The organism is Roseateles asaccharophilus (genome assembly GCF_031458115.1).
Lineage (GTDB): Bacteria > Pseudomonadota > Gammaproteobacteria > Burkholderiales > Burkholderiaceae_C > Pelomonas > Pelomonas asaccharophilus_A.
Genome location: NZ_JAVDXV010000007.1, coordinates 275,603 through 302,553, shown reverse-complemented (window position 1 = coordinate 302,553; position 26,951 = coordinate 275,603). Strand labels below are relative to the sequence as shown.

The following is a 26,951-nucleotide window of genomic DNA, read 5'->3' as shown; positions in this document are numbered from 1 at the left end:
TGGTGAAGCGGTACTGAGCAGAGGGTGGTGGAACCTGCAAGAGGGCGTGCGGTTTCAGCGGCTCCCGCGAGTCCAAGCTATGGTGCTGGAGCGCCCCTAGATTTAGGGATGAATCTACCCCTTGAAAGCCAATCTCTCGCTCCTAATTCGTCGCCAACCGGCCGGATGCCCCGACCGGTGAACACCACTGAACGGAGATCAAGCCATGTTTTCATTGCTGACCCATCCGAACAGCCTGTTCGGACAATTCGACCGCCTGCAACGCGAGCTCGACGAGGTCTTCGGCACCTCGGGCCTGCCGAGCAGCATTCGCTCGGTCGCCACGGGCACTCAGCCGCAGATTAACGTCGGACGTACACCGCAAAGCGTCGAGATCTATGCCTTCGCGCCGGGTCTCGACGCCAGCAAGATCGACGTCACCCTCGATCGAGGCGTGCTGCGGCTGTCCGGCGAACGCGTACAGCCGGGTTCTCACGCCGAGCGCACGCGCTTTTATGCACGGGAGCGCGCCACGGGTCGCTTCGACCGCACCGTCGCATTGCCCGACGACGTGGATCCGGAGCAGGTGAAGGCGACCTACCGCGACGGCGTCCTGAAAGTGAGCATCGCCCGCCGCGAAGCCGCACAACCCAAGCGCATCGCCATCCAGTAATCGCTGCCTTCAAGGAGTCGACATCATGAGCAAGGAGATCACTCAAACCGACAAGCCTCAAGCGGCCACCGACGCCGGCGCCACTGAACGTGCGGTGACGCCGCCCGTGGACGTCTTCGAGGACGAAACAGGTATCACGCTGCTGGCCGATATGCCCGGCGTGCCTCGCGACCAGCTGGAGCTGCATGTGGAGGGTGATTCCCTCCTCATCGAAGGGCGGGTGCAGCCCCAGACGCCCACTGGCCTGGAGGCTGTCTACGCGGAACTGCGCGTGCCGCGCTGGCGCCGCAGCTTCACGCTGAGCCGCGAACTGGACACCGCCAAGATCGACGCCAACCTCAAGGACGGTGTGCTGACGCTGCGCATTCCCAAGCAGGCGCATGCCCAGCCCAGGCGCATCGCCGTCAGCGCAGGGTGACCGGAGGGCCGAAACCATGAGCAATCTTGCAGAGCAGTTGAAGCATGGCGCCGGCCAAGCCTGGGAATCGTTGACGGAAGGCTGGCGTGAGCTCGGGGCACGGGCCAGCGGCGCGCTGACGCGCTTCTGGAACGACGCTGACGACGCTCAGCCCGCCAACGCCGCCGAAGACAAGCCGACGCCTGCCAACCGGACAACCGGCGGGTTGCCGCCCGCTCGCTGGGCCTTCATGGCGGTGGACGTCTACGGCGCAGCCGACAAGCTGGTGGTGCGCATCGAGGCGCCCGGCATGGCGCAGGAGGACTTCCAGATCGAGATGAGATCGCCGGAGTTGCTCAGCGTGCTGGGCCGCAAGCGCTACGACCGCATGCACGCCGGGAGCAGCTATGCGCTGGTGCAGTGTGCCTACGGTACGTTTCGGCGCGATATTCGGCTGCCGGTGCCGGTTGATGGGGAGCGCTCCAAGGCCTCGTACGAGGCTGGCGTGCTGCGCATCGAGCTACCTCGGCGTGAGCTGAGCTCGCACCGCCGCATCGAGGTGCGCGCGACCTGACGGCGGCGCACCGGCACCTGCACAGCGGCCCTCAGAACACCGGGCTGCTGTCGGGTGCGTACACAGTTGTCGAACCGCCATTCACCGATTCGGAGGAGGAACTGAATCATGGCCAATAGCAAACGAGCGATGCAACCTGCGACGCGACGCCCTCGACCCGTCCCGTACTTGACGGAGTCGCAGCTGAACGCCTACTTTCTCGCGCGCGAGACCTTGCGTCGGCTCCGCCAAAGCGGAGTCGTTGGCGCATCGGCGGGCGTGAAAGCGCCAGCATGAACGCCGTGTGCTATCGGATCAAGGTGCCTGAAGGCCGGCGACTGCTGGGCTGCACTGTGGCGGGCAGGCGGGTGCCCATCCTGCCCGGTGAATACCTGGTCCACCGCCTCCCTGCAAGGACACACATCACCGGGTCGGCCCTGCGCTTCGTGGGCGCGCATGGCAGCGAGCACGACGTGCACATCAAGTTGCCTGAGGATGCCGATATTGCCCGCATGCTCGACGTTGAAGTTGAGCTGGCGCAGGACCAGTGAGCCTGACGCGCGAATCTGTAGGAAGTCGTTCCGGCAAATCTTTCAACGGCGATGATGGCAGCCATGCGTTTGCCAAGCCCGATCGCGTCGACACCTTGAGCTGGCTGAAGGCCTTGGTGGCGGCTGCCATCCTCGTGCCCCTGCTGATGTATGCCGGGGCCGTCTGGTATCTGCGCGAACAAGCGTTTGCCAATGCAGCGCTTCGCATCGAACGCGCGGCGCGCGTCAGCGAAGAGCGTGCGTTGAAGGTTTTCGAGACCGACCTCGCCATGCTGACGCGCACCCTCGATCTGCTGGGGGACGATTCCATCGAGACGCTCCTTGCCAAGGAGCAGGCCTTGCACCAGCAGCTCAACGGGTTGATGAAGTCCACCAATAGCAGCACTGTCTTGCTCGGCTGCAGACGAAATGTCTGAATCTTGCTCATGGTTCTGCTGAATCTGCATTCCGCCTTGAAGGCAAGCGGCAGACCCAGACTTGAAGTCATCTCGGGTTGAGAGCCCGCTCTGGCCATCGTTACGCATTGGTCCGGTAAGACAGCAACGACGTCGACGTTGTGATGTCTGACGAAACGCGGACCCGCCATTTCGTCCCCGCCGCCACCGAGACCGAGTTGGGCACCAAGGCGGCTGAAGGCGCCGGCATCGCGGCGCCTTCAGCTCAACTCGCTGACCATCCGCCAGCGGCACTCGACTTCAACCCGGTGACGCGGAGCAAGAGGCCTTTGGTGCTGGCCGCCACCAGTACGTTGAACTGATCCGGGACCAGACCGAGACCAGCCGCGACAGGCATGGTTGCTCACCCGGCCATCGCTTCCACCATGCGCCGCACTAGCGGATGCACCACACGGCGCTCGGTGCTGATGCCGTAGAAACTCTCCACCACGCCATCCATCGCGCCGACGTGACGCACGCCGTACTGCGCCAGCAGTTGCTGGTGCACCAGCGCCGGCGCGGGGAACACGCCCATGCCGCCGGCGGCAAAGATCTTCAGCAGCGCCGAGTCCTCGAACTCGCCGGCCACCTGCGGCGCGATGCCGTGCTGCGCGAGCCAGCGGTCGATGTGCGGGCGCACCGCCGCGTTGGCCGCCGGCAGCAGCACCGGCACATCGGCCAGGCCTTTTGGAAAGCGCTTCTTCGCACGCGCCGCCAGCTCCGCGGTGCCGTACCAGGCCAGCGCCGACGTCCCCATCGCATGGTTGAACACCTTCAGCCCGGCGTGCGGCGGCGCGGGTCGGTCGGCCAGCACCAGGTCCAGCTTGTGCACGGCCAGGTTGCCAAGCAGGTCGTCGAAGGCCTGCTCGTGGCACAGCAGCCGCAGCCCCGGCGTGGCCAGCACCGGCTGCACCAGGTGGCGCACCACCAGCTTGGGCAGCGTGTCGCTGATACCCAGCGCCAGCCGCACCACCGGCGCGGCGCCTTCGGGCTCGCGCAGCAGCGCGGGCAGCGCCTCGCCGGCTTCGAAAATCACGTCAGCCTGCTGCATCGCGCGCTGGCCGGCCTCGGTCAGCGCCACGCCACGGCCGTCGGGGCGCAGCAGCTGCACGCCTAAAGCCCGCTCCAACTCGCGCACCTGCGCGCTGACAGTCTGCACCGCCATGTCCAGCCGCTCCGCGGCCCGCGACATGCCGCCCTCCTTGGAGACGACCCAGAAGTAGTACAGGTGGCGGTAGTTGAACTGCTGCGACATGTTCCTGTTTTTCGGGAAATTCGTTCCGGCATTGTCTGCTTCAACGGATGAGTTGGCGCAACTATCGTGCGGCCCGTCTGCCACCCCATTCGGAGATCGCCATGCAAGTGAATGTCCAGTCCCTGAACCAGGCTGCCGGCGAGCTGGCCGCCTTCGTCGAGCGGCGCGTGCGCTTCGCGATGCGCCGCCGCGCCGACGCGGTACCTCAGGTCACCGTGCGCCTGGAAGACGTCAATGGCCCGCGCGGCGGGCCCGACAAGGAATGCCGCATCAGCGTGCGCACCGCCGGCCACGGCACGCTCGTCGCCCGTGCGCTGGCCACCACCTGGCGCCGCGCCGTGCACGGGGCGCTGGTGCGCGCCGTGCAGCTGCTGGCACGCGTGCTGGGCCGCCGGCAGTCGCGCCGCCGCCTGGCGCTGGACAGCGGCGAGGCCTGACGCCATGCGCAGCTACCCCACCGACAGCCCCCAGGCCGTGGCCCGCATCGTCGCGCTGGCGCTGCTGGCCGACGGCAACGTGCACCCGCGCGAGTTGGAAGCACTGCGGCGCCTGCGGCAATGCCCGCCGCACGATCTGCCCGACGCGACGCTGCACGGCGTCATGCGCGAGTTCTGCGAGGACCTGCTGGCCACGCACGCGGCCGCGCCCTCCAGCACGTTGACGCTGGACGACACCACCATCTCCGCGCTGCTGGACGAGGTGCAGGACGAGTCGTTGCGCATCCGCGTGCTGCAGCTGTGCGCGGCCGTCATCGAGGCTGACGAGCACCTCGCGCGTGGCGAGTTCCAGGTGCTGCAGGCCGCCGCGCGCCGCTGGCGCGTCTCCGTCGACCGCCTGGACCTGCTGCGCGCGCTGGACGCGGCGCACGCCTGACCCCTCCCTTCACCCAATCGCCAAAGAGGATCCCGTGGACACCTTGCTCGCCCTGTTGCAAACCCCCTGGCTGGACAAGCCCGTCTGGGCCTGGCTGGCCTTCCTGGCCGTCGTCGTCGTGCTGCTGGTGCTGGACCTGGGCGTGCTGCACAAGGAGGAGCGCGAGATCGGCGTGCGCGAGAGCCTGCTGCTGTCGGCGGGCTACATCAGCATCGCGCTGCTGTTCGGCGCGTGGGTATGGTGGTACATGGGTTCTCAGTCTGGCATCGAGTACTACACCGGCTTCCTGATCGAGAAGTCGCTGTCGATGGACAACGTGTTCGTCATCGCGATGATCTTCGGCTTCCTGGGCATCCCGCGCGTGTACCAGCACCGCGTGCTGTTCTGGGGCATCCTGGGCGTCATCGTCATGCGCGCGGCGCTGATCGGCGTGGGCGCGGCGCTGGTGCAGAACTTCAGCTGGGTGCTGTACCTGTTCGGCGCTTTCCTCGTCGTCACGGGCGTCAAGATGTGGCTGGCCGCCGAGCATGTGCCCGACATGGCCAACAACCCGGTGCTGAAGTTCCTGCGCCGCCACCTGCGCGTGACGAACGAACTGCACGGCAACGCGTTCTTCGTGCAGCAGCCCGACGGCGCCGGCCGGCTGGTGCGCCACGCGACGCCGCTGTTCCTGGCGCTGGCGATGGTGGAGATCGTCGACCTGGTGTTCGCGGTGGACTCGGTGCCCGCCATCTTCGCGATCACCAGCGACCCATTCATCGTCTACACAAGCAACATCTTCGCCATCCTGGGCCTGCGCGCGCTGTACTTCGCGCTGGCCGCCATGATTCATCGCTTCCACTACCTGAAGTACGCGCTGGCCCTGGTGCTGGTCTTCATCGGCACGAAGATCTTCCTCGTCAACTTCATCGGCAAGTTCCCGCCCGTGCTGTCGCTGGGGTTCACCTTCGGGCTGATCGTCGGTGGTGTGGTGGTGTCGCTGTGGAAAACACGTGGCCAGGCCGCCGTTCAGGCGGGCTGACGCGGCATGGACCAGCTGCTCGACCCCGCGATCCTGTTCTTCTGCTTCGGCATCGCGGCCGGGCTGCTGCGGTCCAACCTGGAGATCCCGCCGGCCATCGCGCGCTTCCTGTCGCTGTACCTGCTGATGGCGCTGGGTCTGAAGGGCGGCTTCGCGCTGACGAAGTCGGGCCTGACGACCGAGGTTGCGGCCAGCCTGGGCGCCGCGGTGCTGCTGGCGGTGGCCGTGCCGCTGGCCAGCTATGCGCTGCTGCGCCGCGCGCTGAACGGCTTCGACGCGGCGGCCATCGCGGCCACCTACGGCTCGGTCAGCGCGGTGACCTTCATCACCGCGGTGCAGTACCTGGACACGCACAGCCTTCCTTACGGCGGCCACATGGCCGCGGGGATGGCGTTGATGGAGTCGCCCGCCATCGTGCTGGCCGTGCTGCTGGCCAACCGGGCGCGGCGCCAGCAGGGCACGGCGGAGTCAGTGCCGCTGCGCGGTGTGCTGCATGAATCACTGACCGACGGCGCACAGCTGTTGCTGCTCGGTGCGATGGTCATAGGCATGCTGACCGGCGCGCGCGGCGAGGCGGCCATGCAGCCGTTCACCGGCGATCTGTTCAAGGGCATGCTGGCCTTCTTCCTGCTGGACATGGGCCTGTCCTGCGCCCGCCAGGTGGGCGCGCTGCGCGGCGCGCCGCGCTGGCTGCTGGGCTATGCGCTGGCCGCACCGCTGGTGCATGCGACAGTCGCATTCGGGCTGGGCCGCGCGCTGGGGCTGGAGCCCGGCAACACGGCGCTGCTGATGGTGCTGGCCGCGTCGGCCAGCTACATCGCGGTGCCCGCCGTCGTGCGCCACGCCATCCCCGAGGCGCGGCCGGGGCTGTATCTCGGGCTGTCGCTGGGGTTGACGTTCCCCTTCAACATCCTCGTCGGCATTCCCGCCTACATGCGCATCGCGCACAGCGGCTGATGTCCTCCCGCAACAACCGGAAGTCCTCACCATGCCCACGACCGACATCCTTCTCTGGACGATGACAACACTCCTGATGCTTGGCGGCCTGGCCGGTGCTGTTCTGCCGGTGTTGCCAGGCGCGGCGCTGGTGCTTGCCGGCGCGGTACTGGGCGCGTGGATCGACGACTTCCAGCGCGTGGGCGGGTGGACGCTGGGCCTGCTCGTGGGACTGGCACTGCTGTCCTGGGTGCTGGACTACGTGGCCGCGCTGCTGGGTGCGAAGAAGGCCGGCGCGAGCAAGCTGGCGCTGCTGGGCGCGGCGGCGGGCACCATCGCCGGTCTGATGTTCGGCGTCGTGGGCGTGTTCGTGCTGCCCTTCGTCGGTGCGGCCATTGGCGAGTACATCGCGCGACGCGACCACCAGGCCGCGGCGCGCGTGGGTGTCGCCACCGGGTTGGGGCTGGCGCTGGCGCTAGTGGCCAAAGTGGTGATCGCGTTCATGATGATTGGCGTGTTCGTCGTCGCGCTTTTGTTCTAGACACTGTGCCGAACCAGCGTGCTCATGCCAATTGCTTAAGCTCTTCCAGAATCATCCTCGTCGGCGTCCCCAGGATTTGTTGATCCGGCTGCCGCTTTCTTGACGCGGACATCTGCTCAGAGAGCGTGGCACGGGCACGGCCGAAATGGCCTGCCACTGCCGCCGTAGGGCAAAGGTTGACTTGAACGGCAATGCCGGCGACCAAGGCTCGCGCTCGGGCGCCTGTCGTGCCCGACAACGTGGCAACGCTCTCTCCACGCGGCACCCCAAGCTTGACCGCAACCCATCGCTCCAACAGGGACAGCGCACCGTCGATATGCTGTTTGACCGACGCCGCCACGAGCGCGGCAGCAGGGCCATCGACCTCCCTGGCCATGTCAAAGCTAGCTCCTCTCCCATGGGCACAAGATCGCCCACGGACATCGGCACTTCCAGTGCTTACGATGCCACCGAGTGTTCGACGTCACGACGATTGCCAACGGCATGGTCTTGCTGACGCCGCCCGGCTTCATCGTCGAGGACCATAAATTGACGCTCTATGGCCGCTGCAATTTGTGCCCATAGACAAACCCGGGATGGCACATACCATTGGGACGATCCGGGTGCTCGCGCGGGTGGTGAACGGCTGCTTGATCCGATAGAGCGGACGTCAGATTGAACAGCGTGGATTGGCTGCTGACAGCCTGGAGCCGACATGGCCTCGCGGCCGGCAGCTCTGCAGCGGGTACCGTCATCGGCGATCAGTCGCCGAATTTGCGCGCTCTGGCATGAAGCAGACGCCGGCGCACTTGGCCGGCTGACGGGTTCAACGACCGGTGTCAAGGGTGCTGCGGTCGTCCAGGCTGGCTGCCCGCGGCAGTCGTCTTCGAATGTCTGCTGCTTGAAGGGGTGGAATGGCCCTCCCGACCCACCGCTGACAGTCTCCGATCACAACGAGCATGCCGTAGAGCGGTCGGTGGCCCAGAATGCCACTGATGCGCTCATTTCGGTTGATTCGGGATCTAGTGAAGACACCATGGTCGGTCCGCGCGGTTGCTCGCCGCGACGAAGCCGCCTGGTTTGCCCAGAACGTTCACAGGCGTCGACTTTCCCTTTCGCGTGTGGAACGCGAACTGCTGTTCGCCGGTGAACATCCCTTGCGGTTCGCCTTCTCGCTGCTTGTACTGCAGGTCGCGCTGCTTGTGCTCGTTGCGAAGCTTCCGCCAGAGTGGTTTGCTCCTGCGTGGTTGTTCGACTGGAAGGTGGCGGAGCAGCTATCGCACTTTTCCACGGTGTGGACCATCCAGGCCACGCTGGCGGCGCTGGTGTATCCGATCGTGATCTCCTTTGTCGCGGTGTACCTGCAACGCCGACCGGCAGCCGAGGCGTTCGTTCATCTCTATATGCTCGACTCGGGCGCGCTTGCGGCAGGCCTGTCTTCATTGGCTCTTGTGGTCGTGATGGGGGTGCAGTACTTGATGCTGAGCACCTGGGGAACTGAGACGCTGCCCGGCTGGGCGATGATCGACACAGTTTGGTTCGTTCTGAACGCGGCGCTGACCGCCTTCTTCCTCTTCCGAACGGTGGAGTTCCTCCGGCCGGAGATTCAAGCCAACGTGATCCAGCGGTACACCGTGAACGTGGCACTGCCCAGAGACGTGCAGCGCTTGAACTCGTTTCAGGTGCTGGCCGGAAGCACCACGCAAGGCTGGTTTCCTGTGCCGTCATATGGCGATGAAAAGGCACCGGACGGTCCGCGCCTGTTGATCGGCCGGTACGGCTTTCGCGAAGGACACGTTCAAGGTGAAATTCCGCTGCAGGCCCAGGTCCGCCTGGTCGACGTGCGCCTTTGGCTGGTTCGCCTGGTGGTGGGGGCGTGGTACCGCAAGGCGTTGACATGGTCGCGGCCGGAGAACGCCATGTCGTTTGCTGACGATAAGTCCTGGCCGCTGCTGACCTTGCCCATGAGCCCGGGGACCACCTACGAAGGCGAGTTCCCGTTGGCTCGCGTTACGGATGGCCCCACGCTTTCCGGGTGGCAGCGGCGGCTTTTGTGGTTGTCGGTCGTCCTGCGGCGCACTTCGCAGGAGAGGTACGGCATTCGGGTGGACGCCATCCTCGATGAGCTGGCAGCAGACGCTCGTGGTACGGCGGGCAAGTCTGACAACGAAGGGTTCGAGCGCGCCTACGGTGCTCTGATCGAACTGCATGGACTTCTTTTGGCGGCGTGCTTGGACAAGACAGAGTCTGGGGAGCAAGGCAGCTGGGCCTTGCTCCCGGACACGGAGAAGTTCTTAAGTCGTGCACTGCACGAGAACTGGAGCGAGGCCTACAGGGGTGTCTACCAGTCGGCCATCGAAGGCATGGTTGGGGATCCGCGGCCACTGCGTCGCTTGTGCCATTTGCTGCAACACCTGGATGGGGAGGAGCTTCGAGCATCACCCGTCGAGATTCGCGAACACCTTCTGCAATTGCCGCCGCTGATGATGTACCAGCTTAGCAACTGGTGGGCGTTCCGAGTCGAGGAGCAAGGCATCATCGAGCACAGTCACATGCAGATGGTGCTGTTGCGACCACCTCTCAACCGGGTCTACGAAGAGGTGCTTTCCGCCTTCGTCGCTGGGTGGGAGAACGCACGACCCGACAAGCCCAGGCGAAGCCGCGATGCGCAGAAGTTGGACTGGACGGCGCTGCCGGCGCTGGCCCGCTTGCACGTCAAGCACATCGAGGAGACGGCTCGGATGCTGCTTGCTGCTGTGCTGCGCGGTGACCAGGCCGCTGCGGAGTGGCTGGCCGACGTGTTGAGTAAGTGGTGGGGTACGCTGGACTTCGATCACGAGCCCTACCAGCTCTATGACAAGACGGCGTTCATCACCATCGACGACTTGGCGCTTCAGTGGCCTGCCTTCTGCGCCAAGTTCGGTCTGGCAAGCGATGACGACGCGGTAGATGAGCAGTTGAGGCCCACTTTGCAGCAGGGCGCTTTCCAAGCTGCGCTGCGGAACTTCTGGACCGACATGCGCTTCTTGTCCATCGAGCTCATGCTCGATTGGGTTCGCTCGGTGCCGATTGCCACTGTGGGTAGTTCGTTGGCCTTCGAAGTCGCCTGCGGCTTCCTGACGGGCAAGCAATGGAAGTCGGGAGGTCTGGCAGTCGATTCGCTCGGGGACCTGTCGCCAGCCGAGTATCTCGTCGCCAAGGTGCGCCAGTTCGCTGCATCCGGCGAGTGGCGCGGCGGCTATGTCGGAAGGCTGGACCGTTTCGTCGAGAGGGTGAAGGACACACGCAGGCCCAACATGGTCAGTTCACGCGTCTACTCGTTCGGCGGTCCCGACGACGTGGGGTCGCTCCAGGAGTCCCAGTTGGAGTTGTTAGCCGTACTGGCGACCTCGGACTGGGCATTGCCGCGATCACTGCAGCGGCAGCTGGATGTCTGGTTCGACCCTCGATTCGACCAGTACAGCAGCATCGACATCCTTCGAAGCCGTTTGAAGAGCTGGCTTGACAGGCTGGAGCACGAGCCAGGCCTTTCGGCCGGCCACATCGGTATGCTCAAGGAGCAGGTCAGGCCGGGCGTGACAGCGCAGGCCGGAATCGCTCACATGAAGGCCGGCCTTCTGGCCACCCAGCAGGCGCTAGATGGACAACGCGAGGAGACATTGGCCGCGCAGCCGATCGACCCGGAGCGACTTCTGGAGATTGCGCGCTTCGCATCGTCAACGGCGTTCGGCAGGGAAGAAGGTCGCTTCCCCGTTCACTTGTTCCCCATCGAGAGCACAACCGAGGCCCTGGAAGACTTCACGCTGACGTTCACCCAAGTTCGCCGCGGTGAACTCACACAGATGCAGATGGAGCAGCGTGCGGTCAACGAGGATGAGTACTTCGCTGATGCGATGGCGCAGCAGGTCGCGATCGTTGTGCTGAGTGATGTTCTGCATCGCTCAGATATCAAGGAGGTTGCGGTCCAGGACGCCGAGGCTTACTGGAAGGCTTTGAAGTCGGAGGCGCAGGTGATCCTGGCCAAGGGAGGAAAACCCATCCTGCTGCTGGACAACTCGACCCGTCCCGACTGGGTCTGGGATTGGCAGCACGCAGACTTTGGCGCCGACCACAAGCGGCCGGAAGACCTGCAGGTCAGGCGCCGCGAAGGCGTCGGCGCAGGATACGTTTGCGACTTCAACGACATCGAGGTCTATGTCGCGCCATTGCCGATTGGACAATCGATCTTGCTGTCTGGGGATACGTTCCGATTGCTGACCTTCACCAACTTTGGCGATGGTCGGCTCGTCAAGGTCGAGGTGGCAGAGTTGGAGGGAGCCAGGAATCTGGTGGATCTCAAACTCACTTTCTCGCGCAAAGTTGAGGCCGGGCAGTCGAAGGTGGTGAGACTTGTCTACGCGCAGCCCAAAGAAGGCCGCCACTAGAGCAGGATGAGCGAGGTGATTGATCTATCGGCGGACCAAGAATCTGCGAGCCGTGCAACTGCTGCTCGGGCATTCCAAGCTGGAGTCGACGGTCCGGTACCTTGGCATCGAGGTAGATGACGCGCTAGAGATTTCGGAGCAGACGGAGATCTGAGAAGCCAGCCGGCGGCCGATTCTCGCCAAGGGCGGATCGGCCGCCTGCAACGGCTGCTATGCGGGTACCAGGGTTGGTCGAAGCTCCCGCCCAACCTCCCCGGTTCGATGCTTAGCCGCGAGTGGCAGCGTTGTGCCCAAAGCGGGCACTCGGTCGGGGTCAGCGTAATCACGCAAACGACCCAAAGCGGAAGTAGCACTAAGCACGATGAGCCGCCTCAAAGCTGACGTTCAACGTTGAAGCTGAACCGCGAGCGGCTAGTTAGGCGGCGGAGTAGGTATGGTGCGAAACCGTCGGTGAGCGCAGAAGGTCGCCCCATGCTGTTTGGCCTCGAATGGGCAGTGCTACGCAGTCGGTAGTGCTGCTACGCCGGCCTTGGCAATCTGCGCATCTTGCGGGGCCAGGACACCGCTGACACCAATTGCGCCCACGCAGTACTCACCAACGACGATGGGCACGCCGCCTTCGAGAACGCCATCGATCTTCGGGACCGACAGGAACGCGTAGCGCCCCCTGGTTAATCATTTCCTCGACGCCTTTGGTTTCGCGCTTCAGCAGCGTCGCGGTGCGCGCCTTTGCCTGCGAGATGTCTGTCGACGCGAGGTTGGCCCCCGGCAGACGCACGAAGGCCAGAAGATGGCCTCCGTCGTCGCACACTGCCAGGGATACCTTCCATCCGTGCTTCACTGCCTCAGATTCGGCGGCGTTCAGGATGACGATGGCGTCTTCCTTGGTAAGCGCTGGCTTGGAAATCATGGTCTTTTCAGTTCGGGAAGTTAAGGCAGTTCAGCGGGTCGGTGTCTTGCCGCGGTTCTCGGGAAGGCGCAGGAAATCGAAGTCGACCCCTTGGTCGGCTTGCATGACGGTCTGCAGGAAGAGCTTGCGATAGCCGCGGTCCGCGGTCGGGGGCGTGATGGGGTTCTCCTTCGCGCGTCGCGCCAGCTCCTCGTCCGAGATGAGCACGCTGATCTCGCGGTTCTTCACGCTGAGTCGAATGCGGTCGCCGCTGCAGATGTGCGCCAAGGGACCACCGACGGCCGACTCAGGGGTGACGTGCAGGACGATGGTGCCGAACGCGGTGCCGCTCATGCGGCCGTCGGAGATTCGCACGATGTCTTTCACCCCAGCCTTGGCAAGCTTCAGCGGAATCGGCATGTAGCCGGCCTCCGGCATGCCGGGCGCACCCTTCGGACCGATGTTCTTCAGGACCAGGATGTCATCGGCTGTGACATCGAGGTCGTCGCTGTCGATTCGAGCAGCCATGTCGGCCGTGTTCTCGAAAACGACTGCACGGCCTTCGTGCTCCATCAGCTTCGCATTGGCAGCCGACTGCTTGATGATGGCGCCGCCCGGCGCCAGGTTGCCCTTCAGGACTGCCAATCCACCCTGCGGGTAGATGGGGTTGCTCATCGGCCTGACGACATCTTGAGCGAACGCCGGGCCTGCAGCGTCGAGTTCCTCGCCCAGAGTTCGGCCGGTAACCGTGAGGCAGTCGAGGTTCAGAAATGGCCGCAGCTCACGCAGCAGCGTGGCCATGCCGCCCGCCGCATGGAAGTGCTCCATGTAGTGTTTGCCGGATGGCTTCAGGTCCACCAGCACGGGCGTTTCGCGCCCCATTCGGTCCATGGCTTCGAGGTCCAAGTCGAAGCCCATGCGGCCGGCCATGGCAGCCAGGTGAACGATGGCGTTGGTGCTACCGCCGATGGCCAGCAAAACTCGAATCGCGTTCTCAAAGGCTTGTGGGGTGAGAATTTTGTCGATGGTCAGGCCGGCCTTCGCCATGGTCACGGCCTGGGTACCGGTCTGCTCAGCGATGCGCATGCGGTCAGCGGTCACCGCCGGCGGCGAAGCGCCACCAGGCATGGTCATGCCGAGCGCCTCGGCGATGCAGGCCATCGTGCTGGCTGTACGCATGGGAAACAGGAAGTCCTCGGGCTTCAGCCAGGCCTGCTTAATCCAAGCCTGCAAGGCGTCCCGGGTTACTTAGGTGATCTCAAACTGCACTGGGCGCTGGGTCTTGCGCTGCATGACGATGGCGCGCGTCGCCAATTGATCGCCATGGCACACGTCGCGGACCTTCAGTCTCACCAGGTCGCACCCGCGAAGCTTGCTGTCGATTCCCAAGTTGAAGAGGGCCAGTTCGCGCACCCGGCACTCCATCTGAATTTGCACCCTTAGCGCCCGGATGTCCTTGAGCTTGAACGGGGCCTTCTGGCCGACGATCTTGCCCTTGTTCCATGGCTCGCGATGAGCCGCATTGGCATTGGTTCCCATGATGGTCTCCCATCGAGTTGAGGGAAGGAAAAGATGCGCCGGTGTTTCGGTGGGGAAATTGCCCTGCGTCAACCAAGCTAGCCTTGCCCAGTGCCAGCTCGGTTGTCTTCAATCCGGAGCCGTACACGAAATGTCTCGGGGCGTGATCACCCGCCCGTCACTATTTCAGTAGGGGTTGCTTGCTTTCCGGCGGATGGCGACTCGCCAGACACATTGGTTTCCTACGCTGACGAAGCGTTGTACCGGGCAAAACGAGCTGGGCGAAACCGCGTTGAGATGGCGACTGGCGGAGTTGCGATCTAGTGCCCTCTGCGCAAGGCTTGGGGCGATGGCCAATCGCTGCATCCGCTACTAACTCCCATAGCAGGCCCGCCGCATAGGGTTCCGAGTGGCCCTGCACTCTCGGCTCGATTTGCCGTCAACGTTGACGCCCAGCGCGTGGCAACGATGGGCGCGCTATGCTCCGGCGTCGATTCGCAGAACATTACCTTGTCATCTGCCGTCAAAATCTTCCAAGGCCGATTCGGCCGTGTGGCCTTGCTCGACATGAATGCGCCACTGGTGGGCCACGCGCATCACCACTGCCATATCCTCATCAAGGCAGGCGGGGCTGACAGCGCGTTCCGGGTGCGCGGAGAACGGGCGCCGCTGACCGACGACATGGCGGTGCTGATCAATGCCTGGGAGCATCACGCTTACGAGCATGAAGGGCCACAGGGCGAGCAGACGCTGATCCTGGCGCTCTATATCGAGCCGGGCTGGCTCGCCGAAATTCAGCGTTCGCTGGCGCTGTCGGCTCATCCGCGCTTCTTCCCGCAGTCGGGCGTGCGCCTGAATGCCGCCACACGCAAGATCACCGAGGAGTTCGTGCTCGAGCTTTGGTGGGCTGACGAGGTGTCGCCAGGTCGACTGGAGGACCTGCTGTTCAACCTGATCATCGCGGTGATCGAGAGCTATTCGGGCTGGCGCGACCTGTCTGCGCTTCTCAAGTTGAAGCCCCCGGTGGCCATGGACCCGCGCGTGCGCCAGGCCATTGCCTTGATGAAGCAGGACGTGACGCATGACTTCGATGTCGACCACCTGGCCGCATCGACCGGCCTCTCGCGGGCCCATTTCTTCACCCTGTTCCAGCGCTTCACCCAGGTCACGCCCCTGGTCTATGCCAACGTGCTGCGTTTCGAGGCTGCGGTGCAGCGGCTCACGCAGAGCAGCGAGCCCGTCGGTGACGTGGCTCATGGGCTGGGCTTCTCCGCGCCCGGGCATTTCTCGCGCTTCTTCCGTGCTCACCTGGGCATCACGCCCAGCGACTACCGCCGGGTGGTCAATCTGTTCGAGCCGCCGGCCCGGGCCGCCGCAGACACCAGCGCCGACCTGATCTGAACAAGTCACCAGACGATTTGGTCAGTGACCAGATGATCCGGTCATTCACCGGACTCTCGCGTTAACGCCGCTCGCTCCGAATCCCGAGACTGGCGCTGCATACGAAAGCAGCCCGAACGGGACATAGGAGACAAATGCACGCAGAGCCCCGGCTCGCGGCCGCAGCGGCACCAACGCCCGCGGCCCCAAGCAGCTTCGTCGGTCAACGCCTCGAACGCCTGGAGGACACGGCGCTCCTGAGCGGTCGCGGCAGCTATGCCGACGACCTCGGCGTGAAGCCCGGCACCTTGCAGGCCGCCGTGCTGCGCTCACCCCATGCCCATGCGCGGCTGCTTTCCGTTGATGCGGCGCCGGCCCTGGCACTGCCGGGCGTGCGAGCGGTGCTGACCGGCGAAGACGTACAGCGCTGGGCCCAGCCCTTTGTCGTGGGCGTCAAGCAAGCGATGCAGCATTGGGCGCTCGCGGTGGACCGTGTGCGCCACGTCGGCGAGCCGGTGGCCGTGGTCGTGGCCGAGGACCGCTACATCGCCGAGGACGCGCTGGACCTTATCCGCGTGGAATACGAAGCACTGCCCGCCCTGGTCGACATTGACGCGGCCCTGCAGCCCGGCAGCCCGCTGCTGCATGAGGCCGTGGGTAGCAACATCGTCTCGGAGCGCAGCTTCCGGTACGGTGAGCCGGAGGCGGCATTCGCTGGCGCGCGCCGCGTGCAGACCACCGTCCATTACCCGCGCAACAGCTGCTCGCCCATCGAATGCGGCGTCGTCATCGCCGAGTACCTCAGCGGCGGCGAGGGCTACGACGTGCTGTCCAATTTCATGGGCCCGTTCTCCTTGCACGCCGTGATGGCCATGGCGCTCAAGGTGCCCGGCAACAAGCTGCGGCACCGCGTGCCGCGCGACTCGGGTGGCAGCTTCGGCGTCAAGCAGGCGGTGTTCCCGTACGTGGTGCTGATGTGCCTGGCCTCGCGCAAGGCCGGCGGCGCGCCGGTCAAGTGGGTGGAAGACCGACTCGAGCACCTGAGCGCCGCGACCTCCGCCACCGCACGCTTCACCACGCTGGCCGCCGCCGTGCGCGACGACGGCCGCATCCTGGCGCTGGACTGGGACCAGGTGGACGAGGTCGGCGCCTACCTGCGCGCGCCCGAGCCGGCCACGTTCTACCGCATGCATGGCTGCCTCACCGGCCCCTACGACATCGCCCACCTGAGCGTGCGCAACCGCGTGGTCGTCAGCAACAAGACGCCCACCGGCCTCGTACGCGGCTTCGGCGGACCGCAGGTCTATTACGCACTGGAGCGCCTGATGGACCGCATCGGCGTGGAGCTCGGCATCGACCCGGCCGAACTGCGCCGCCGCAACTTCGTGCGTGCAGATCAATTCCCCTACCGTGCCGCCGCCGGCGCCGTGCTGGACTCCGGCGACTACGCCCGCGCCCTGGATCTCGCCCTGGCCGAAGCCGAGCGCCTGGGCCTGCGCGAACGCCAGGCCGCTGCTCGCGCCGCCGGTCTTCACTACGGCATCGGCATGGCTGCCATCGTTGAACCCTCGGTCTCGAACATGGGCTACATCAGCACCGTGCTCACGCCCGAGCAGCGCGCCAAGGCCGGCCCCAAGAACGGCGCAATCGCCAGCGCCACGGTGGCCATCGACCTGCTCGGCGGCGTCAACGTCACCATTGCGTCGGCGCCGGCCGGGCAGGGCCACATGACCGTCTGCGCCCAGGTGGTGGCTGACGCGCTGGGCCTGCAGCCGGAGCAGGTGATCGTCAACGTGGAGTTCGACACGGCTAAGGATGCCTGGTCGGTCGCGGCCGGCAACTACTCCAGCCGCTTTGCCGGCGCGGTGGCGGGCGTGGTGCACCTGGCCGCCGTCAAGCTGCGCGACAAGCTGGCGCTCATCGCCGCCGCCCAATTCGGCTGCGCGCCGGCCGATGTCGTCTTTGCAGGCGGCGAGATCACCAGCCGCCTCGACCCCGCACGCCGCCAGCCCTTCACCCGCCTGGCCGCCAGCCCGCACTGGGCTCCGGCCCTGCTTCCGGAGGGCGTGGCGCCGGGGCTGCGCGAGACCGCCTTCTGGACGCCCGAGACCCTGGCCGCGCCCGATCCGCAGGACCGCGTCAACACCTCGGCGACCTATGGCTTCGTGTTCGACATCTGCGGCCTGGAGGTGGACCCCGCCACCGGCGCCGTGCGCGTCGACCGTTATGTCACCGCGCACGACGCCGGCCGCCTGCTCAACCCGGCGCTGGCCGACGGGCAGATCCGCGGCGCCTTCGCGCAGGGGCTGGGCGCGGCGCTGCTGGAGGAGTTCCGCTACGGCGCCGACGGCAGCTTCCAGTCCGGCACGCTGGCCGACTACCTGATGCCCACCGCCTGCGAGACGCCGGACCCGAGCATCGTCCACCTGGAAACACCTTCGCCCTTCACGCCGCTGGGCGCCAAGGGCCTGGGCGAGGGCAACAACATGAGCACACCTGTCTGCGTGGCCAATGCCTTCGCCGATGCGCTGCGGCCCCTGAAGGATGTCGATGACATCCGCCTGCCGCTGACGCCCAGCCGCGTGCTGGCCCTGCTAGACACGCCCGACCCGGTTTCTAAGGCGCCGCGCAAGCCTGTGGCCGCGCCCGGCCTGCCGGGCGAGGGGCAAGCGCTGCAGGCGCAGGGCGAGGTCCACATCGCCGCCACGCCCGAGCAGGTCTTCGCCGTCCTGCTGGATCCGGCCGCGCTGGCCCGCGTCATCCCCGGCTGTCATGCCCTGGAGACCGACGGCCCCAACCGCTACCGTGCCGAGGTGACCGTGGGCGTGGGCCTGGTGAAGGCGCGATACGAGGCGCGCATCCAGCTCTCGGACATCGAGGCGCCGCTTCGCCTGCGCCTGGCCGGCAGCGGCCGCTCCAGCCTGGGCACAGGCGCAGGCGATGGTCTGGTCACGCTGGAGCCCGTGGCCGGCGGCGGCACGCTGCTGCGCTACGACTACCGCGCCCAGGTGGGCGGCAAGGTGGCCATGGTCGGCAGCCGCATGCTCGAGGGCGCGGCGCGCATCATCGTGGCGCAGCTCTTCGAGTCGCTCGGCCGGCAGGCTGCGGGCGAGACGGCGCCGGTCTCGTGGTGGCAGCGCCTGCTCAAGAAGTTCGGGGTGCGCGCATGAAGCCCGCCGCCTTCGACTACCAGCGCGCCGACAGCTCCGAGCAGGCCCGCGAGCTGCTGGCCCGCCATGGCGATGACGCCCGCATCCTGGCCGGCGGCCAATCGTTGATGGCGGTGCTGAACATGCGCCTGGCCCAGCCGCAATTGCTGGTGGACATCTCGCGCAGCCGTGCGCTGGCGCAGGTCGAGTCGCGCGATGGCTGCCTGCAGATCGGCGCCGCAGCCACGCAGGCCAGCGTCGAATGGCGGCCGCAGCTTGCGCAGGAGTTGCCGCTGCTGGCCCTGGCCTTCCCGCACATCTCGCACTTCCAGATCCGCAACCGCGGCACGGTCTGCGGCTCCATTGCGCATGCCGATCCCTCTGCCGAACTGCCGCTGTGCCTGCTGGCGCTGAAGGGCGAGCTGATGCTGGGCAACGCGAAGCGGCAGCGTCGCGTGGCCGCGCAGGATTTCTTCACCGGCATGCTCAGCACGGCCCGCGCTGGCGACGAACTGCTGGAGGCCGCGCGCTTCCCGCTCGCCCGGCCGGGCCAGGGCTTCGGCTTCACCGAGTTCTCGCGCCGGCATGGCGACTTCGCGATCTGCGCCGTGGCCGCGGTGGCCGATGCGGCCGGCCTGCGCGTGGCCGTGGGCGGCGTGGCCGACCGGCCGGTGGCGCGCGACCTGCCGCTGCTGGATGGCAGCGCGCTCGACGACGCGCTCAACGAATTCGCCTGGGACCTGGACGCCCGCGACGACCCACAGATCAGCGCCGCCACGCGCCGCCACCTGGTGCGCCGCCTCGGCCGCCAGGCCATCGAACAAGCCCGGAGATCCGCATGACCGCTTCCACGAGCGCTCCAGCCCTGAGCCGCGACCAGCGGCACCCCATCGAGCTGCAGCTCAACGGCTGCGCGCGCCGCGGCCACGCCGCGCCTCGCCTGCTGCTCAGCGACTTCCTGCGCCAGGAGTTCGGCGCCACCGGCACGCACGTGGGCTGCGAACACGGCGTCTGCGGCGCCTGCACGGTGCAGATCGACGGCGTGGCCGCGCGCGCCTGCCTGACGCTGGCCGTGCAGGTGGACGGCCGTTGCGTGGACACCGTCGAAGGCCTGGCCGGCCCCGACGGCGTGCTCGGCGCGCTGCAGGCGGCCTTCAAGCGCCACCATGCGTTGCAATGCGGCTTCTGCACCGCGGGCATCCTGATGTCGTGCACCGACTGGCTGGCGCGCCTGCGCGAAGCCGGCCACAAGCCCGACGAGGCCGAGGTGCGGGACATGCTCTCCGGCCACCTGTGCCGCTGCACGGGCTACGCGCCCATCGTGGCCGCAGTGCTGGAGGTGGCCCATGCTTGACCTCGGCCGCACCTTCCTGCAAAGCGTCGAACGTGCGCCCGGCGCCATCGCCCTGGTGGACGGCGACCTGCGCCTGACCTATGCCGACTGGGCGCTGCGCATCGGCGCCGCCCAGCAGGGCCTGGCGGCGCTGGGCCTGCACCGGGGCGACCACCTGCTGTCCATCCTACAGAACCGCAGCGAAGCCGCCACGCTGCACTGGGCCTGCCAGTTCGCCGGCATCGTCATGACGCCGCTGAACTGGCGCGCCAAGCCGGAGGAGATCGACCACGTCCTCAAAGACTCGGGCGCCCGGGTGTTGGTGTACGAGGCGGTGTCGGAGGCAGCGGTCGCGGCGTCGGCGATAGCCGCGGTCACGCTGCGTGTCGGTGTGGGCACCGGCGACCGCCGCTATGAACACCTGCTGGCCGGCGCCGCCGAGCCCGTGCCCCAGGGGCAGGCCGAAGACTGGTCGCTGATGCTCTACACCTCGGGCACGACCGGCGCACCCAAGGGCGTGCCGCGCCGGCAGCGCGCCGAGCGCATCGCCGCGCTGGCGCATGTGGCGCAGAACCGCTATGGCTACGGCGAGCGGACGCTGGGCGTCATGCCGCTGTATCACACGATGGGCGTGCGCTCGCTGCTGGCGCTGGCGCTGCTGGACGGGCGCTTCGTCTGCATGCCGCGCTTCGACGCCGCCGCCGCGCTGCGCGCCATCGCGGCCGAGCGCATCAGCCACCTCTACCTGGTGCCGACGCTCTATCACGACCTGCTGGCCCATGCAGACTTCGCCGGCACCGACGTCGGCAGCGTGCGCAAGCTGGGCTTCGCCGGCGCACCCATGCACGACGCGCTGCTGCTGCGCCTGCGGGCAGCCTTCCGGCCCGAGCTGTTCGTCAACCACTACGGCAGCTCGGAGATCTACACCGTGGCCATCAACCAGGACGCCGTGGGCAAGCCGGGTTCGGCGGGCCGCGCAGGCATCAACACGCGGCTGCGCGTGGTGGCGCTGGACGGCAAGTCCGTGGAGCGCCGCGCCGCGCCGATGGAAGAGGGCCAGATCATTGCCGAGCTGCTCAGCGACGAGGCCTTCGAAGGCTACCACCAGCGGCCCGACGCCAATGCCAAAAGCCTGCGCGAGGGCTGGTACTTCACCGGCGACACCGGCTATGTGGATGCCGACGGCGACCTCTTCGTCACCGGCCGTGTGGACGACATGATCATCAGCGGCGGCGAGAACATCTCGCCGGTGGACATCGAGTCGGTGCTGTCCCTGCACCCCGCCGTCGACGAGGTGGCCGTTGCCGGCCTGGCCGACGAGCGCTGGGGCCAGAAGGTGGTGGCCTTCGTCAAGACCCGCTCGCCCGTGGAGCCGGCCGCGCTGGACGCGCATTGCCGCAGCTCCGACCTTGTCAATTTCAAGCGCCCGCGCGACTACGTCTTCGTCCGCGAGATCCCCAAATCCCCCGTCGGCAAGGTGTTGCGCCGCAAGCTGGTGGCGGGTGACTACGAACCCATCGGAGAGCAAGAACATGATGCTGACTGACCTCAACCACCCCGCCCAGACGCTGCCTGCCGAGCTGGACGGCTTTCACATCGAGATCGACGCCGCGCGCGAGCGGGCTGACATCGTGCTGGAGCGTCCGCCGCTCAACGTGATCAGCATGCGGGCGCGCGAGCAGCTGCGCATCGCCTTCGAGGCATTGGACGCCGACCCGCGAGTGCGCGTAATCGTGGTGCGCGCCGTGGGTGAGCACTTCTCCAGCGGCGGCGACATCAAGGGCTTCCTTGAGGCCTCGCCTGAGCATGTCTCCAAGCTGGCCTGGAATGTGGCCGCCCCGGCGCGCTGCAGCAAGCCGGTGATTGCCGCGGCGCGCGGCTATTGCTTCGGCGTGGGTTTCGAGCTCTCGCTGGCCTGTGACTTCCGCCTCGTCACCGAGACCACGCTTTACGCACTGCCCGAGCAGAAGCTGGGGCAGATCCCCGGATCGGGCGGCTCCGCGCGGCTGCAGAAGATGGTCGGGATTACGCGCACCAAGGACATCGTGATGCGTTCGCGCCGCATCAGCGGCCGCCAGGCCTTCGACTGGGGCGTGGCCACCGACTGCGTGCTCGACGCCGAGCTGGAGAAGGCCACCGATGCGCTGGTGGACGAGCTGCGCTCCTTCAGCCCGCTGGCCCAGCGCACAGCCAAGAAGCTGCTCAACGACACCGAGGACTCGCCGCTTTCCATCGCCATCGAGCTTGAAGGCCACTGCTACTCGCGCCTGCGCAGCTCGGTCGACTTCAAGGAAGGTGTTGAGGCCTTCCATTCCAAGCGCAAGCCGGCCTTCACGGGCCTTTGATCCACAACAACAGGAGACGACGATCATGACAAAGATACTGCAGCTCACGACCCTCGCCCTTGCGCTGCTCGGCAGCGCGGCCGCCAGCGCCCAGGCGACCATCCGCATCGGCGTGGTGACGCCGCTCTCGGGCACCTATGCCGGTATCGGCCAGCAGGTGAAATGGGGGCTGGACCTCGCTGCAGCCCAGATCAACGCCGGCGGCGGCGTGATGGGCCGCAAGCTGGAGCTGCTGTATGAGGACGAGGAAGCCAACCCCGCCGTGGCCGTGCAGAAGGCCGAGAAGCTGTTCCAGGTGGCCAAGGTGGACTTCCTGACCGGCACGGTCAACTCCGGCTCCACGCTCGCCGTGGGTCAGCTGGCGGAGCGCAACAACCGGTTGATCGCCACCACCGTTTCCTTCGCGGACTCGATCACTGCAGACAAGTGCTCGCCCAATGTGTTCCGCGTCAATGCCCGAGCCGGCATGCAGTCCGCCGCGCTGGCCGACTGGCTCTCCACGACCAAGCCCAACGCCAACGTCTTCTACCTCGGTCCCGACTACGAGATGGGTCGCAGCACCGTCGCGGCGTTCAAGTCGGCCGCCGAGGGCAAGGGCGCCAAGACTGTGGGCGAGGTGTTCGCGCCGCTGGACAACAAGGACTACTCGCCCTTCTTTGGCCAGATCCGCTCGGCCCGCCCGGCGGTGATCTACACCTCGGTGGCTGGCAACGACACGGTGCGGCTGTTCACCCAGATGGCGGAGTTCGGCCTCAACCGCACTGTCCAGGTGGTTGGCGCCTCGGGTACCGTGACCTCGCAGAACCTCGCCGCCATCGGCAAGGCCGCCGACGGCTTCGTCACCGGCGTGGGCTATTCGACCAGCCTCGACTCGCCGGAGAACAAGAAGTTCGTTGCCGACTTCGAGGCCGCCAACAAGGCCCAGCCCGACCTCTACGGCGCCGATAGCTACGGCGTGCTCTTCTTCTACAAGGCCGCCGTCGAGAAGGCCAAGAGCACCGAGACCGACAAGGTCCGCGAAGCCATGCGCGGCATCCAGTGGGCGACGCCGCAGGGCACGAAGACCATGCGTGCCGGCGACCACCAGGCCATGCAGGACATGTATGCCGTGCGCGTCAACGGCGGCAAGTTCGAGATCGTCGGCAAGGTCGCGGCCGCGGCGGCGATCGGCGCCGACAGCTGCACCAGGTTCTGAGCCGGAGGCCGTCATGAATGAAGCCGTTGATTGGCTGCAATTCGTCCTCGCTCCGCAGATGATCAACGGCCTCTCCATCGGCGTGGCCGTGGTGCTGATGGCCTTGGGGCTCACCATCATCTTCGGCCTGCTGGATGTGATCAACATGGCGCACGGCGAGTTCTACGCCATCGGTGCCTACCTGGCCGTGGCCCTGCTGGGCCTGGGCCTTTCATTCTGGTGGGCGCTGCTGCTCACGCCGCTGCTGATGGCCGTGATGGGCTACGCCACCGAGCGCGGGCTGATACAGCGCGTGTTCCACAGCAAGGACCGGCACACGCTGACCCTGCTGCTTACCTTCGGCGTGGGCGTGGTGCTGGAGGACGTGCTCAAGATCGCCTTCGGAGCCAACCCGCTGCGCATGGAGTCGCCGATCAGCGGCGCCACGGAAGTGGTGGGCTTGTTCTTCCCGAACTACCGTCTCTTCGTCATGGGTTTCGGTGGCCTGCTGATCGCTGGGGTCTGGCTGCTGGTCTTCCGAACGCCGTTGGGAGCCATCGTGCGGGCCGCGGCCTTCGACCGGCACATGAGCGCCTCGCTGGGCGTGCCGGTGGCGCGCGTTTACGCCGGAACCTTCGCCTTCGGCGTGGCACTGGCGGGACTGGCCGGCGTGCTGCTCGCGCCCATCTACTCGGTCTTCCCGACTATGGGGCGCGACTTCGTGCTGATCGCCTTCTCGGTCGTGATCATCGGCGGCATGGGCTCCATCAAGGGTGCGGTGCTCGCCGGCCTGCTGCTGACGCAGGTGCAGTCCATCTCCAGCCTCTTCATTTCTCCCGTGTGGAGCGACCCGCTGCTCTTCGGCATCATGGTGCTGGTGCTGATGTGGCGGCCACAGGGCCTGTTCGGAAAGCTCGGCCATGCGTGACGCCATCCTCACTCCTCCACCCTCGCCTACCGGGGTGGCTACGCCGCCGCGCGCTCGCCGCGCGCCGCCCGACGTGTTGCGCCTGCTGGCCTGGGTCTTCTTCGTCGGCGCCGCAGTCTTCGGCCTCGCGGCCACGGCGCTGGGCGACCAGTTCTTCGTCCGACTGGCGACCGAGGCCTTGATCTTCGGCGGCCTCGCGCTGTCCGTGGATCTGCTGCTTGGCCGCACCGGCTTGCTGCCGTTGGGCCAGGCGCTGTTCTTCGGCCTGGGCGCCTATGTCTCCGCGCTCGTGCTGCAGCACTGGGCAGCATCGTTCTGGCTAGCGCTGGTAGTGGCCGTGGCCTCAAGCGCGCTGGCCGGCCTGGTGGGCGGCTTGATCGCGATCCGCTCCAAGGGCGTGTACTTCGCGTTGATCAGCTTCGGCCTGGCACAGGTCGTTTCCAAGGTCGTGTTCAACACCCGCGAGCTCGGCGCCTCCGACGGCATTATTGGCGTGCCGGCCGCGGTCGTGCTGCCGGGGTTGGGCTCGGCCGATCCGCTGGGCTTCTTCCTCGTTACCCTGGCCTTCATCGCCGCGCTCTACCTCGGCCTGCGCCACCTGATGGGCACGCCGCTGGGCCGGCAGCTCGACGCTATCCGCGTCAATGAGCACCGCGTGGCATTTCTCGGCTTCGACCCCTGGCGCTACAAGCTCGCAGCCTTCGTCGCCGCGGCCTGCATGGCCGGCGCCAGCGGCGCGCTCTACCCGATGCTGCGCGGCTTCGTCTCGCCAGAGCTGATGTTCTTCCAGGTCTCGGGCCAAGCAGTGATCAACGTCATCGTCGGCGGTACCGGCACGCTGATCGGACCGCTCTACGGTTCGGCCCTGCTGACCGGCCTGCGCTCCGTCGTCGGCTCCTTCACCACCCACCACCACATCGTCATCGGTCTGCTCTTCGTGGTGGTGGTGATCCTGCTGCCGCGCGGCCTGGTCGGCAGTAGCCTGCCGCGCCTGCAGCGCTGGCTCAATCTGCGAGGAAACAAGTCATGAGTGCACTTCTCGAAGTGCGGGGTCTGGGCGTGCGCTTCGGGTCGCTGCAGGCCGTCAACGACGTCAGCTTCGACGCCCAGCCCGGCGCTATCACGGCCGTGATCGGCCCGAACGGCGCGGGCAAGAGCAGCTTGTTCAACCTGATCAGCGGCGCCATCAGGCCCAGCAGCGGCACGGTGCGCTTCGAGGGCCGCGAGCTGACCGGTGCTGCGCCGCACCAGATGCTGGCAGCCGGCCTGGCGCGCTCCTTCCAGATCACCAACCTCTTCTTCGAACTGTCGGTGCGCGAGAACTTGCGCCTCGCCGCGCAGTTCCTCGAGCACGGCCAGGGCCTGCTGCGCTCGGTCACGCGCAGCAGGCTGGCGCTGGCCAGGGTGGATGAGCTGATCGAGCAGTTCGGCCTGGCCGACAAAGCGGACGAACTGGCCGGTTTCCTCTCACATGGCGAGCAGCGCCGGCTGGAGATCGCGGTCTCGCTCGCCGCGAAGCCACGCCTCCTGCTGCTGGACGAGCCCACTCAGGGTATGAGTCACGCAGACACGCGTGAGACCGAGCAGATGATCCGAAGCCTGGTGCGGGAGCACGGCCTGTCGGTGTTGCTGGTGGAGCACGACGTGGACCTGGTCATGCAGCTCTCGGATCACGTGGTCGTGATGCATCAGGGTCAGAAACTGGCCGAGGGAACACCGGCCGCCGTGCGCGCCAATGCGGCCGTGCAGGCCGCCTACTTCGGAGAGCAGCATGCTTGAACTCCAGGACGTGCACACGCACTACGGCCTCAGCCACGTACTGCAGGGGATTTCGCTCAAGGTCGGTCCAGGCGAGGTGGTTGGCCTGTTTGGCCGTAACGGCGTCGGCAAGACGACGGTGATCAAGACCATCGCCGGCTGGGTGCGGCCGAGCAGCGGCTCCATGCGATTCGACGGCACGGACATGACCGGCGCCGCTCCCGAGCAGGTCTGCCGCCATGGCATCGGGCTGGTGCCCGAGGACCGACGCATCTTTCCGGGTCTCACGGTAGAGGAGAACCTCAAGCTCGGCCTGCTGCAGGTGCCGCGCCGCAGCCGGGCGGCCTCGCGCGGCAAGCTCGATGAGATATACCAGCGCTTCCCTCGCCTGGCCGAGCGCCGGCGCCAAATGGGTACGACGCTGTCCGGCGGCGAGCAGCAGATGCTGGCCATGGCCCGCGTGCTGGCCGGCGCGCCCAAGTTGTTGCTGATCGACGAGCCCACCGAAGGTCTGGCGCCGATGATCGTGGACGAGTTGTTCGAGCTGATGGCCGGGCTGGCCCGCGACGGCATCCCCATCGTGCTGGTGGAGCAGAACGTGCAGCGCGCCATCGCGCTCACGCAGCGCTACTACCTGATCGAGCGCGGCCAAGTGACGGCCCAGGGCGAATCAGCCAACGCGGCACACCGTGCGGACTTGCTGGAGAAGCTGAGCGTCTAGATCAGGCTGATGTCCTTCCCGAATTTATCGAGCTGGTCCGCGTAGGGGCGCGAGTGCCAGGTTCCAGCCGGATGCATTGTTCGTGCGGGCAATATCAGGGCGCCTCAGCACCTGCGCCGTCGGCCGCGCATCCTTTAGCG

At 66.5% G+C, this 26,951-nt stretch carries 26 protein-coding genes and 4 pseudogenes; 25 read left to right on the top strand and 5 right to left on the bottom strand.

The window, feature by feature from the left end:
* Positions 1-205: 205 nt before the first annotated feature.
* The 6 genes from J2X21_RS18540 to J2X21_RS18515 all read left to right on the top strand — a co-directional run bounded on the left by J2X21_RS18540 (position 206) and on the right by J2X21_RS18515 (position 2,910).
* Positions 206-652, top strand: a complete 447-nt coding sequence (locus tag J2X21_RS18540) for an Hsp20/alpha crystallin family protein (RefSeq protein WP_310331079.1) — start codon at positions 206-208, stop codon at positions 650-652.
* 25 nt (positions 653-677) lie between these two features.
* Positions 678-1,070: an Hsp20/alpha crystallin family protein gene (locus J2X21_RS18535; protein ID WP_310331077.1), complete on the top strand. Its 393-nt coding sequence runs from the start codon at positions 678-680 to the stop codon at positions 1,068-1,070.
* 16 nt (positions 1,071-1,086) lie between these two features.
* The gene (locus J2X21_RS18530; RefSeq protein ID WP_310331076.1) at positions 1,087-1,623 is read left to right on the top strand and encodes an Hsp20/alpha crystallin family protein; all 537 of its coding nucleotides are present in this window, start codon (positions 1,087-1,089) and stop codon (positions 1,621-1,623) included.
* A 272-nt stretch (positions 1,624-1,895) separates the two neighbouring features.
* A complete protein-coding gene (locus tag J2X21_RS18525; RefSeq protein WP_310331074.1) occupies positions 1,896-2,153 on the top strand; it encodes a hypothetical protein in 258 nt (85 codons plus the stop codon).
* The gene (locus J2X21_RS18520; RefSeq protein WP_310331072.1) at positions 2,150-2,569 is read left to right on the top strand and encodes a hypothetical protein; all 420 of its coding nucleotides are present in this window, start codon (positions 2,150-2,152) and stop codon (positions 2,567-2,569) included. The genes J2X21_RS18525 and J2X21_RS18520 overlap by 4 nt, the downstream gene beginning before the upstream one ends.
* Before the next feature lie 143 nt (positions 2,570-2,712).
* Complete coding sequence (locus J2X21_RS18515; protein ID WP_310331070.1) at positions 2,713-2,910, top strand: hypothetical protein; 198 nt, start codon at positions 2,713-2,715, stop codon at positions 2,908-2,910.
* 41 nt (positions 2,911-2,951) lie between these two features.
* On the opposite strand, the gene J2X21_RS18510 is transcribed toward J2X21_RS18515, so the two are convergent.
* The gene (locus J2X21_RS18510; RefSeq protein WP_310331068.1) at positions 2,952-3,842 is read right to left on the bottom strand and encodes a LysR family transcriptional regulator; all 891 of its coding nucleotides are present in this window, start codon (positions 3,840-3,842) and stop codon (positions 2,952-2,954) included.
* 101 nt (positions 3,843-3,943) lie between these two features.
* On the opposite strand from J2X21_RS18510, the gene J2X21_RS18505 reads away from it, so the two are divergent.
* From J2X21_RS18505 to J2X21_RS18485, 5 genes are read left to right on the top strand one after another with little or no spacing between them, the layout of a single operon-like run.
* Positions 3,944-4,279, top strand: coding sequence for an HPF/RaiA family ribosome-associated protein (locus tag J2X21_RS18505; RefSeq protein WP_310331066.1), 336 nt, complete (start codon positions 3,944-3,946; stop codon positions 4,277-4,279).
* 4 nt (positions 4,280-4,283) lie between these two features.
* The gene (locus J2X21_RS18500) at positions 4,284-4,715 is read left to right on the top strand and encodes a TerB family tellurite resistance protein (RefSeq protein WP_310331064.1); all 432 of its coding nucleotides are present in this window, start codon (positions 4,284-4,286) and stop codon (positions 4,713-4,715) included.
* A gap of 34 nt (positions 4,716-4,749) precedes the next feature.
* On the top strand, positions 4,750-5,736 hold the full coding sequence (locus J2X21_RS18495; RefSeq protein WP_310331062.1) for a TerC family protein: 987 nt from the start codon (positions 4,750-4,752) through the stop codon (positions 5,734-5,736).
* A gap of 6 nt (positions 5,737-5,742) precedes the next feature.
* Positions 5,743-6,693, top strand: coding sequence for a sodium-dependent bicarbonate transport family permease (locus J2X21_RS18490; RefSeq protein WP_310331060.1), 951 nt, complete (start codon positions 5,743-5,745; stop codon positions 6,691-6,693).
* A gap of 31 nt (positions 6,694-6,724) precedes the next feature.
* Entirely contained in the window at positions 6,725-7,213 is a 489-nt protein-coding gene (locus J2X21_RS18485; RefSeq protein ID WP_310331058.1) for a DUF456 domain-containing protein, read from the top strand.
* Positions 7,214-7,235: 22 nt separating this feature from the next.
* On the opposite strand, the gene J2X21_RS18480 is transcribed toward J2X21_RS18485, so the two are convergent.
* Complete coding sequence (locus tag J2X21_RS18480; protein WP_310331056.1) at positions 7,236-7,589, bottom strand: hypothetical protein; 354 nt, start codon at positions 7,587-7,589, stop codon at positions 7,236-7,238.
* 724 nt (positions 7,590-8,313) lie between these two features.
* Here J2X21_RS18480 and J2X21_RS18475 point away from each other — a divergent pair.
* Together J2X21_RS18475 and J2X21_RS18470 are read left to right on the top strand one after the other, a co-directional pair.
* On the top strand, positions 8,314-11,616 hold the full coding sequence (locus J2X21_RS18475) for a hypothetical protein (protein ID WP_310331054.1): 3,303 nt from the start codon (positions 8,314-8,316) through the stop codon (positions 11,614-11,616).
* Positions 11,617-11,635: 19 nt separating this feature from the next.
* Positions 11,636-11,770, top strand: a pseudogene (locus J2X21_RS18470) (integrase); the annotation flags it as partial.
* A gap of 344 nt (positions 11,771-12,114) precedes the next feature.
* On the opposite strand, the pseudogene J2X21_RS18465 reads toward J2X21_RS18470, so the two are convergent.
* The 3 pseudogenes from J2X21_RS18465 to J2X21_RS18455 all read right to left on the bottom strand — a co-directional run.
* Positions 12,115-12,526 (bottom strand): annotated as a pseudogene (locus J2X21_RS18465) (GlcG/HbpS family heme-binding protein).
* Between the two features lie 30 nt (positions 12,527-12,556).
* Positions 12,557-13,684: pseudogene (locus tag J2X21_RS18460) on the bottom strand (dihydroxy-acid dehydratase); the annotation flags it as partial.
* Positions 13,679-14,044, bottom strand: a pseudogene (locus tag J2X21_RS18455) (site-specific integrase); the annotation flags it as partial. The pseudogenes J2X21_RS18455 and J2X21_RS18460, both read right to left, overlap by 6 nt.
* Before the next feature lie 90 nt (positions 14,045-14,134).
* Here J2X21_RS18455 and J2X21_RS18450 point away from each other — a divergent pair.
* The 12 genes from J2X21_RS18450 (at position 14,135) to J2X21_RS18395 (ending at position 26,811) form a co-directional block, all read left to right on the top strand.
* On the top strand, positions 14,135-14,347 hold the full coding sequence (locus tag J2X21_RS18450; protein WP_310331052.1) for a GGDEF domain-containing protein: 213 nt from the start codon (positions 14,135-14,137) through the stop codon (positions 14,345-14,347).
* Positions 14,348-14,533: 186 nt separating this feature from the next.
* Positions 14,534-15,424: an AraC family transcriptional regulator gene (locus J2X21_RS18445; protein WP_310331050.1), complete on the top strand. Its 891-nt coding sequence runs from the start codon at positions 14,534-14,536 to the stop codon at positions 15,422-15,424.
* Positions 15,425-15,558: 134 nt separating this feature from the next.
* Positions 15,559-18,573, top strand: coding sequence for a xanthine dehydrogenase family protein molybdopterin-binding subunit (locus J2X21_RS18440; RefSeq protein ID WP_310331048.1), 3,015 nt, complete (start codon positions 15,559-15,561; stop codon positions 18,571-18,573).
* Entirely contained in the window at positions 18,570-19,394 is an 825-nt protein-coding gene (locus tag J2X21_RS18435; RefSeq protein WP_310331045.1) for an FAD binding domain-containing protein, read from the top strand. The genes J2X21_RS18440 and J2X21_RS18435 overlap by 4 nt, the downstream gene beginning before the upstream one ends.
* Entirely contained in the window at positions 19,391-19,906 is a 516-nt protein-coding gene (locus J2X21_RS18430) for a (2Fe-2S)-binding protein (RefSeq protein WP_310331043.1), read from the top strand. The genes J2X21_RS18435 and J2X21_RS18430 overlap by 4 nt, the downstream gene beginning before the upstream one ends.
* Entirely contained in the window at positions 19,899-21,431 is a 1,533-nt protein-coding gene (locus J2X21_RS18425) for an AMP-binding protein (RefSeq protein WP_310331042.1), read from the top strand. Before J2X21_RS18430 ends, J2X21_RS18425 begins: the two co-directional genes overlap by 8 nt.
* On the top strand, positions 21,424-22,230 hold the full coding sequence (locus J2X21_RS18420) for an enoyl-CoA hydratase/isomerase family protein (protein ID WP_310331235.1): 807 nt from the start codon (positions 21,424-21,426) through the stop codon (positions 22,228-22,230). The genes J2X21_RS18425 and J2X21_RS18420 overlap by 8 nt, the downstream gene beginning before the upstream one ends.
* Positions 22,231-22,255: 25 nt before the next feature.
* Positions 22,256-23,425: an ABC transporter substrate-binding protein gene (locus J2X21_RS18415; RefSeq protein WP_310331040.1), complete on the top strand. Its 1,170-nt coding sequence runs from the start codon at positions 22,256-22,258 to the stop codon at positions 23,423-23,425.
* A 13-nt stretch (positions 23,426-23,438) separates the two neighbouring features.
* Positions 23,439-24,332, top strand: coding sequence for a branched-chain amino acid ABC transporter permease (locus tag J2X21_RS18410; protein WP_310331038.1), 894 nt, complete (start codon positions 23,439-23,441; stop codon positions 24,330-24,332).
* On the top strand, positions 24,325-25,362 hold the full coding sequence (locus tag J2X21_RS18405) for a branched-chain amino acid ABC transporter permease (RefSeq protein WP_310331036.1): 1,038 nt from the start codon (positions 24,325-24,327) through the stop codon (positions 25,360-25,362). The genes J2X21_RS18410 and J2X21_RS18405 overlap by 8 nt, the downstream gene beginning before the upstream one ends.
* Positions 25,359-26,111 (top strand): ABC transporter ATP-binding protein, encoded by a 753-nt coding sequence (locus J2X21_RS18400; RefSeq protein ID WP_310331034.1) that lies wholly within the window; start codon positions 25,359-25,361, stop codon positions 26,109-26,111. The genes J2X21_RS18405 and J2X21_RS18400 overlap by 4 nt, the downstream gene beginning before the upstream one ends.
* Complete coding sequence (locus tag J2X21_RS18395; RefSeq protein WP_310331033.1) at positions 26,104-26,811, top strand: ABC transporter ATP-binding protein; 708 nt, start codon at positions 26,104-26,106, stop codon at positions 26,809-26,811. The genes J2X21_RS18400 and J2X21_RS18395 overlap by 8 nt, the downstream gene beginning before the upstream one ends.
* Positions 26,812-26,951: the final 140 nt, after the last annotated feature.

What these genes read in the sequence shown, in the direction of transcription:
- J2X21_RS18490 (WP_310331060.1), top strand. Translation starts at nt 5,743, where the DNA reads ATGGACCAGCTGCTCGACCCCGCGATCCTGTTCTTCTGCTTCGGCATC.
- J2X21_RS18485 (WP_310331058.1), top strand. Translation starts at nt 6,725, where the DNA reads ATGCCCACGACCGACATCCTTCTCTGGACGATGACAACACTCCTGATG.
- J2X21_RS18440 (WP_310331048.1), top strand. Translation starts at nt 15,559, where the DNA reads ATGCACGCAGAGCCCCGGCTCGCGGCCGCAGCGGCACCAACGCCCGCG.
- J2X21_RS18525 (WP_310331074.1), top strand. Translation starts at nt 1,896, where the DNA reads ATGAACGCCGTGTGCTATCGGATCAAGGTGCCTGAAGGCCGGCGACTG.
- J2X21_RS18500 (WP_310331064.1), top strand. Translation starts at nt 4,284, where the DNA reads ATGCGCAGCTACCCCACCGACAGCCCCCAGGCCGTGGCCCGCATCGTC.
- J2X21_RS18435 (WP_310331045.1), top strand. Translation starts at nt 18,570, where the DNA reads ATGAAGCCCGCCGCCTTCGACTACCAGCGCGCCGACAGCTCCGAGCAG.
- J2X21_RS18540 (WP_310331079.1), top strand. Translation starts at nt 206, where the DNA reads ATGTTTTCATTGCTGACCCATCCGAACAGCCTGTTCGGACAATTCGAC.
- J2X21_RS18425 (WP_310331042.1), top strand. Translation starts at nt 19,899, where the DNA reads ATGCTTGACCTCGGCCGCACCTTCCTGCAAAGCGTCGAACGTGCGCCC.
- J2X21_RS18480 (WP_310331056.1), bottom strand. Translation starts at nt 7,589, where the DNA reads ATGGCCAGGGAGGTCGATGGCCCTGCTGCCGCGCTCGTGGCGGCGTCG.
- J2X21_RS18410 (WP_310331038.1), top strand. Translation starts at nt 23,439, where the DNA reads ATGAATGAAGCCGTTGATTGGCTGCAATTCGTCCTCGCTCCGCAGATG.
- J2X21_RS18415 (WP_310331040.1), top strand. Translation starts at nt 22,256, where the DNA reads ATGACAAAGATACTGCAGCTCACGACCCTCGCCCTTGCGCTGCTCGGC.
- J2X21_RS18505 (WP_310331066.1), top strand. Translation starts at nt 3,944, where the DNA reads ATGCAAGTGAATGTCCAGTCCCTGAACCAGGCTGCCGGCGAGCTGGCC.
- J2X21_RS18400 (WP_310331034.1), top strand. Translation starts at nt 25,359, where the DNA reads ATGAGTGCACTTCTCGAAGTGCGGGGTCTGGGCGTGCGCTTCGGGTCG.
- J2X21_RS18530 (WP_310331076.1), top strand. Translation starts at nt 1,087, where the DNA reads ATGAGCAATCTTGCAGAGCAGTTGAAGCATGGCGCCGGCCAAGCCTGG.
- J2X21_RS18515 (WP_310331070.1), top strand. Translation starts at nt 2,713, where the DNA reads ATGTCTGACGAAACGCGGACCCGCCATTTCGTCCCCGCCGCCACCGAG.
- J2X21_RS18395 (WP_310331033.1), top strand. Translation starts at nt 26,104, where the DNA reads ATGCTTGAACTCCAGGACGTGCACACGCACTACGGCCTCAGCCACGTA.
- J2X21_RS18430 (WP_310331043.1), top strand. Translation starts at nt 19,391, where the DNA reads ATGACCGCTTCCACGAGCGCTCCAGCCCTGAGCCGCGACCAGCGGCAC.
- J2X21_RS18405 (WP_310331036.1), top strand. Translation starts at nt 24,325, where the DNA reads ATGCGTGACGCCATCCTCACTCCTCCACCCTCGCCTACCGGGGTGGCT.
- J2X21_RS18535 (WP_310331077.1), top strand. Translation starts at nt 678, where the DNA reads ATGAGCAAGGAGATCACTCAAACCGACAAGCCTCAAGCGGCCACCGAC.
- J2X21_RS18510 (WP_310331068.1), bottom strand. Translation starts at nt 3,842, where the DNA reads ATGTCGCAGCAGTTCAACTACCGCCACCTGTACTACTTCTGGGTCGTC.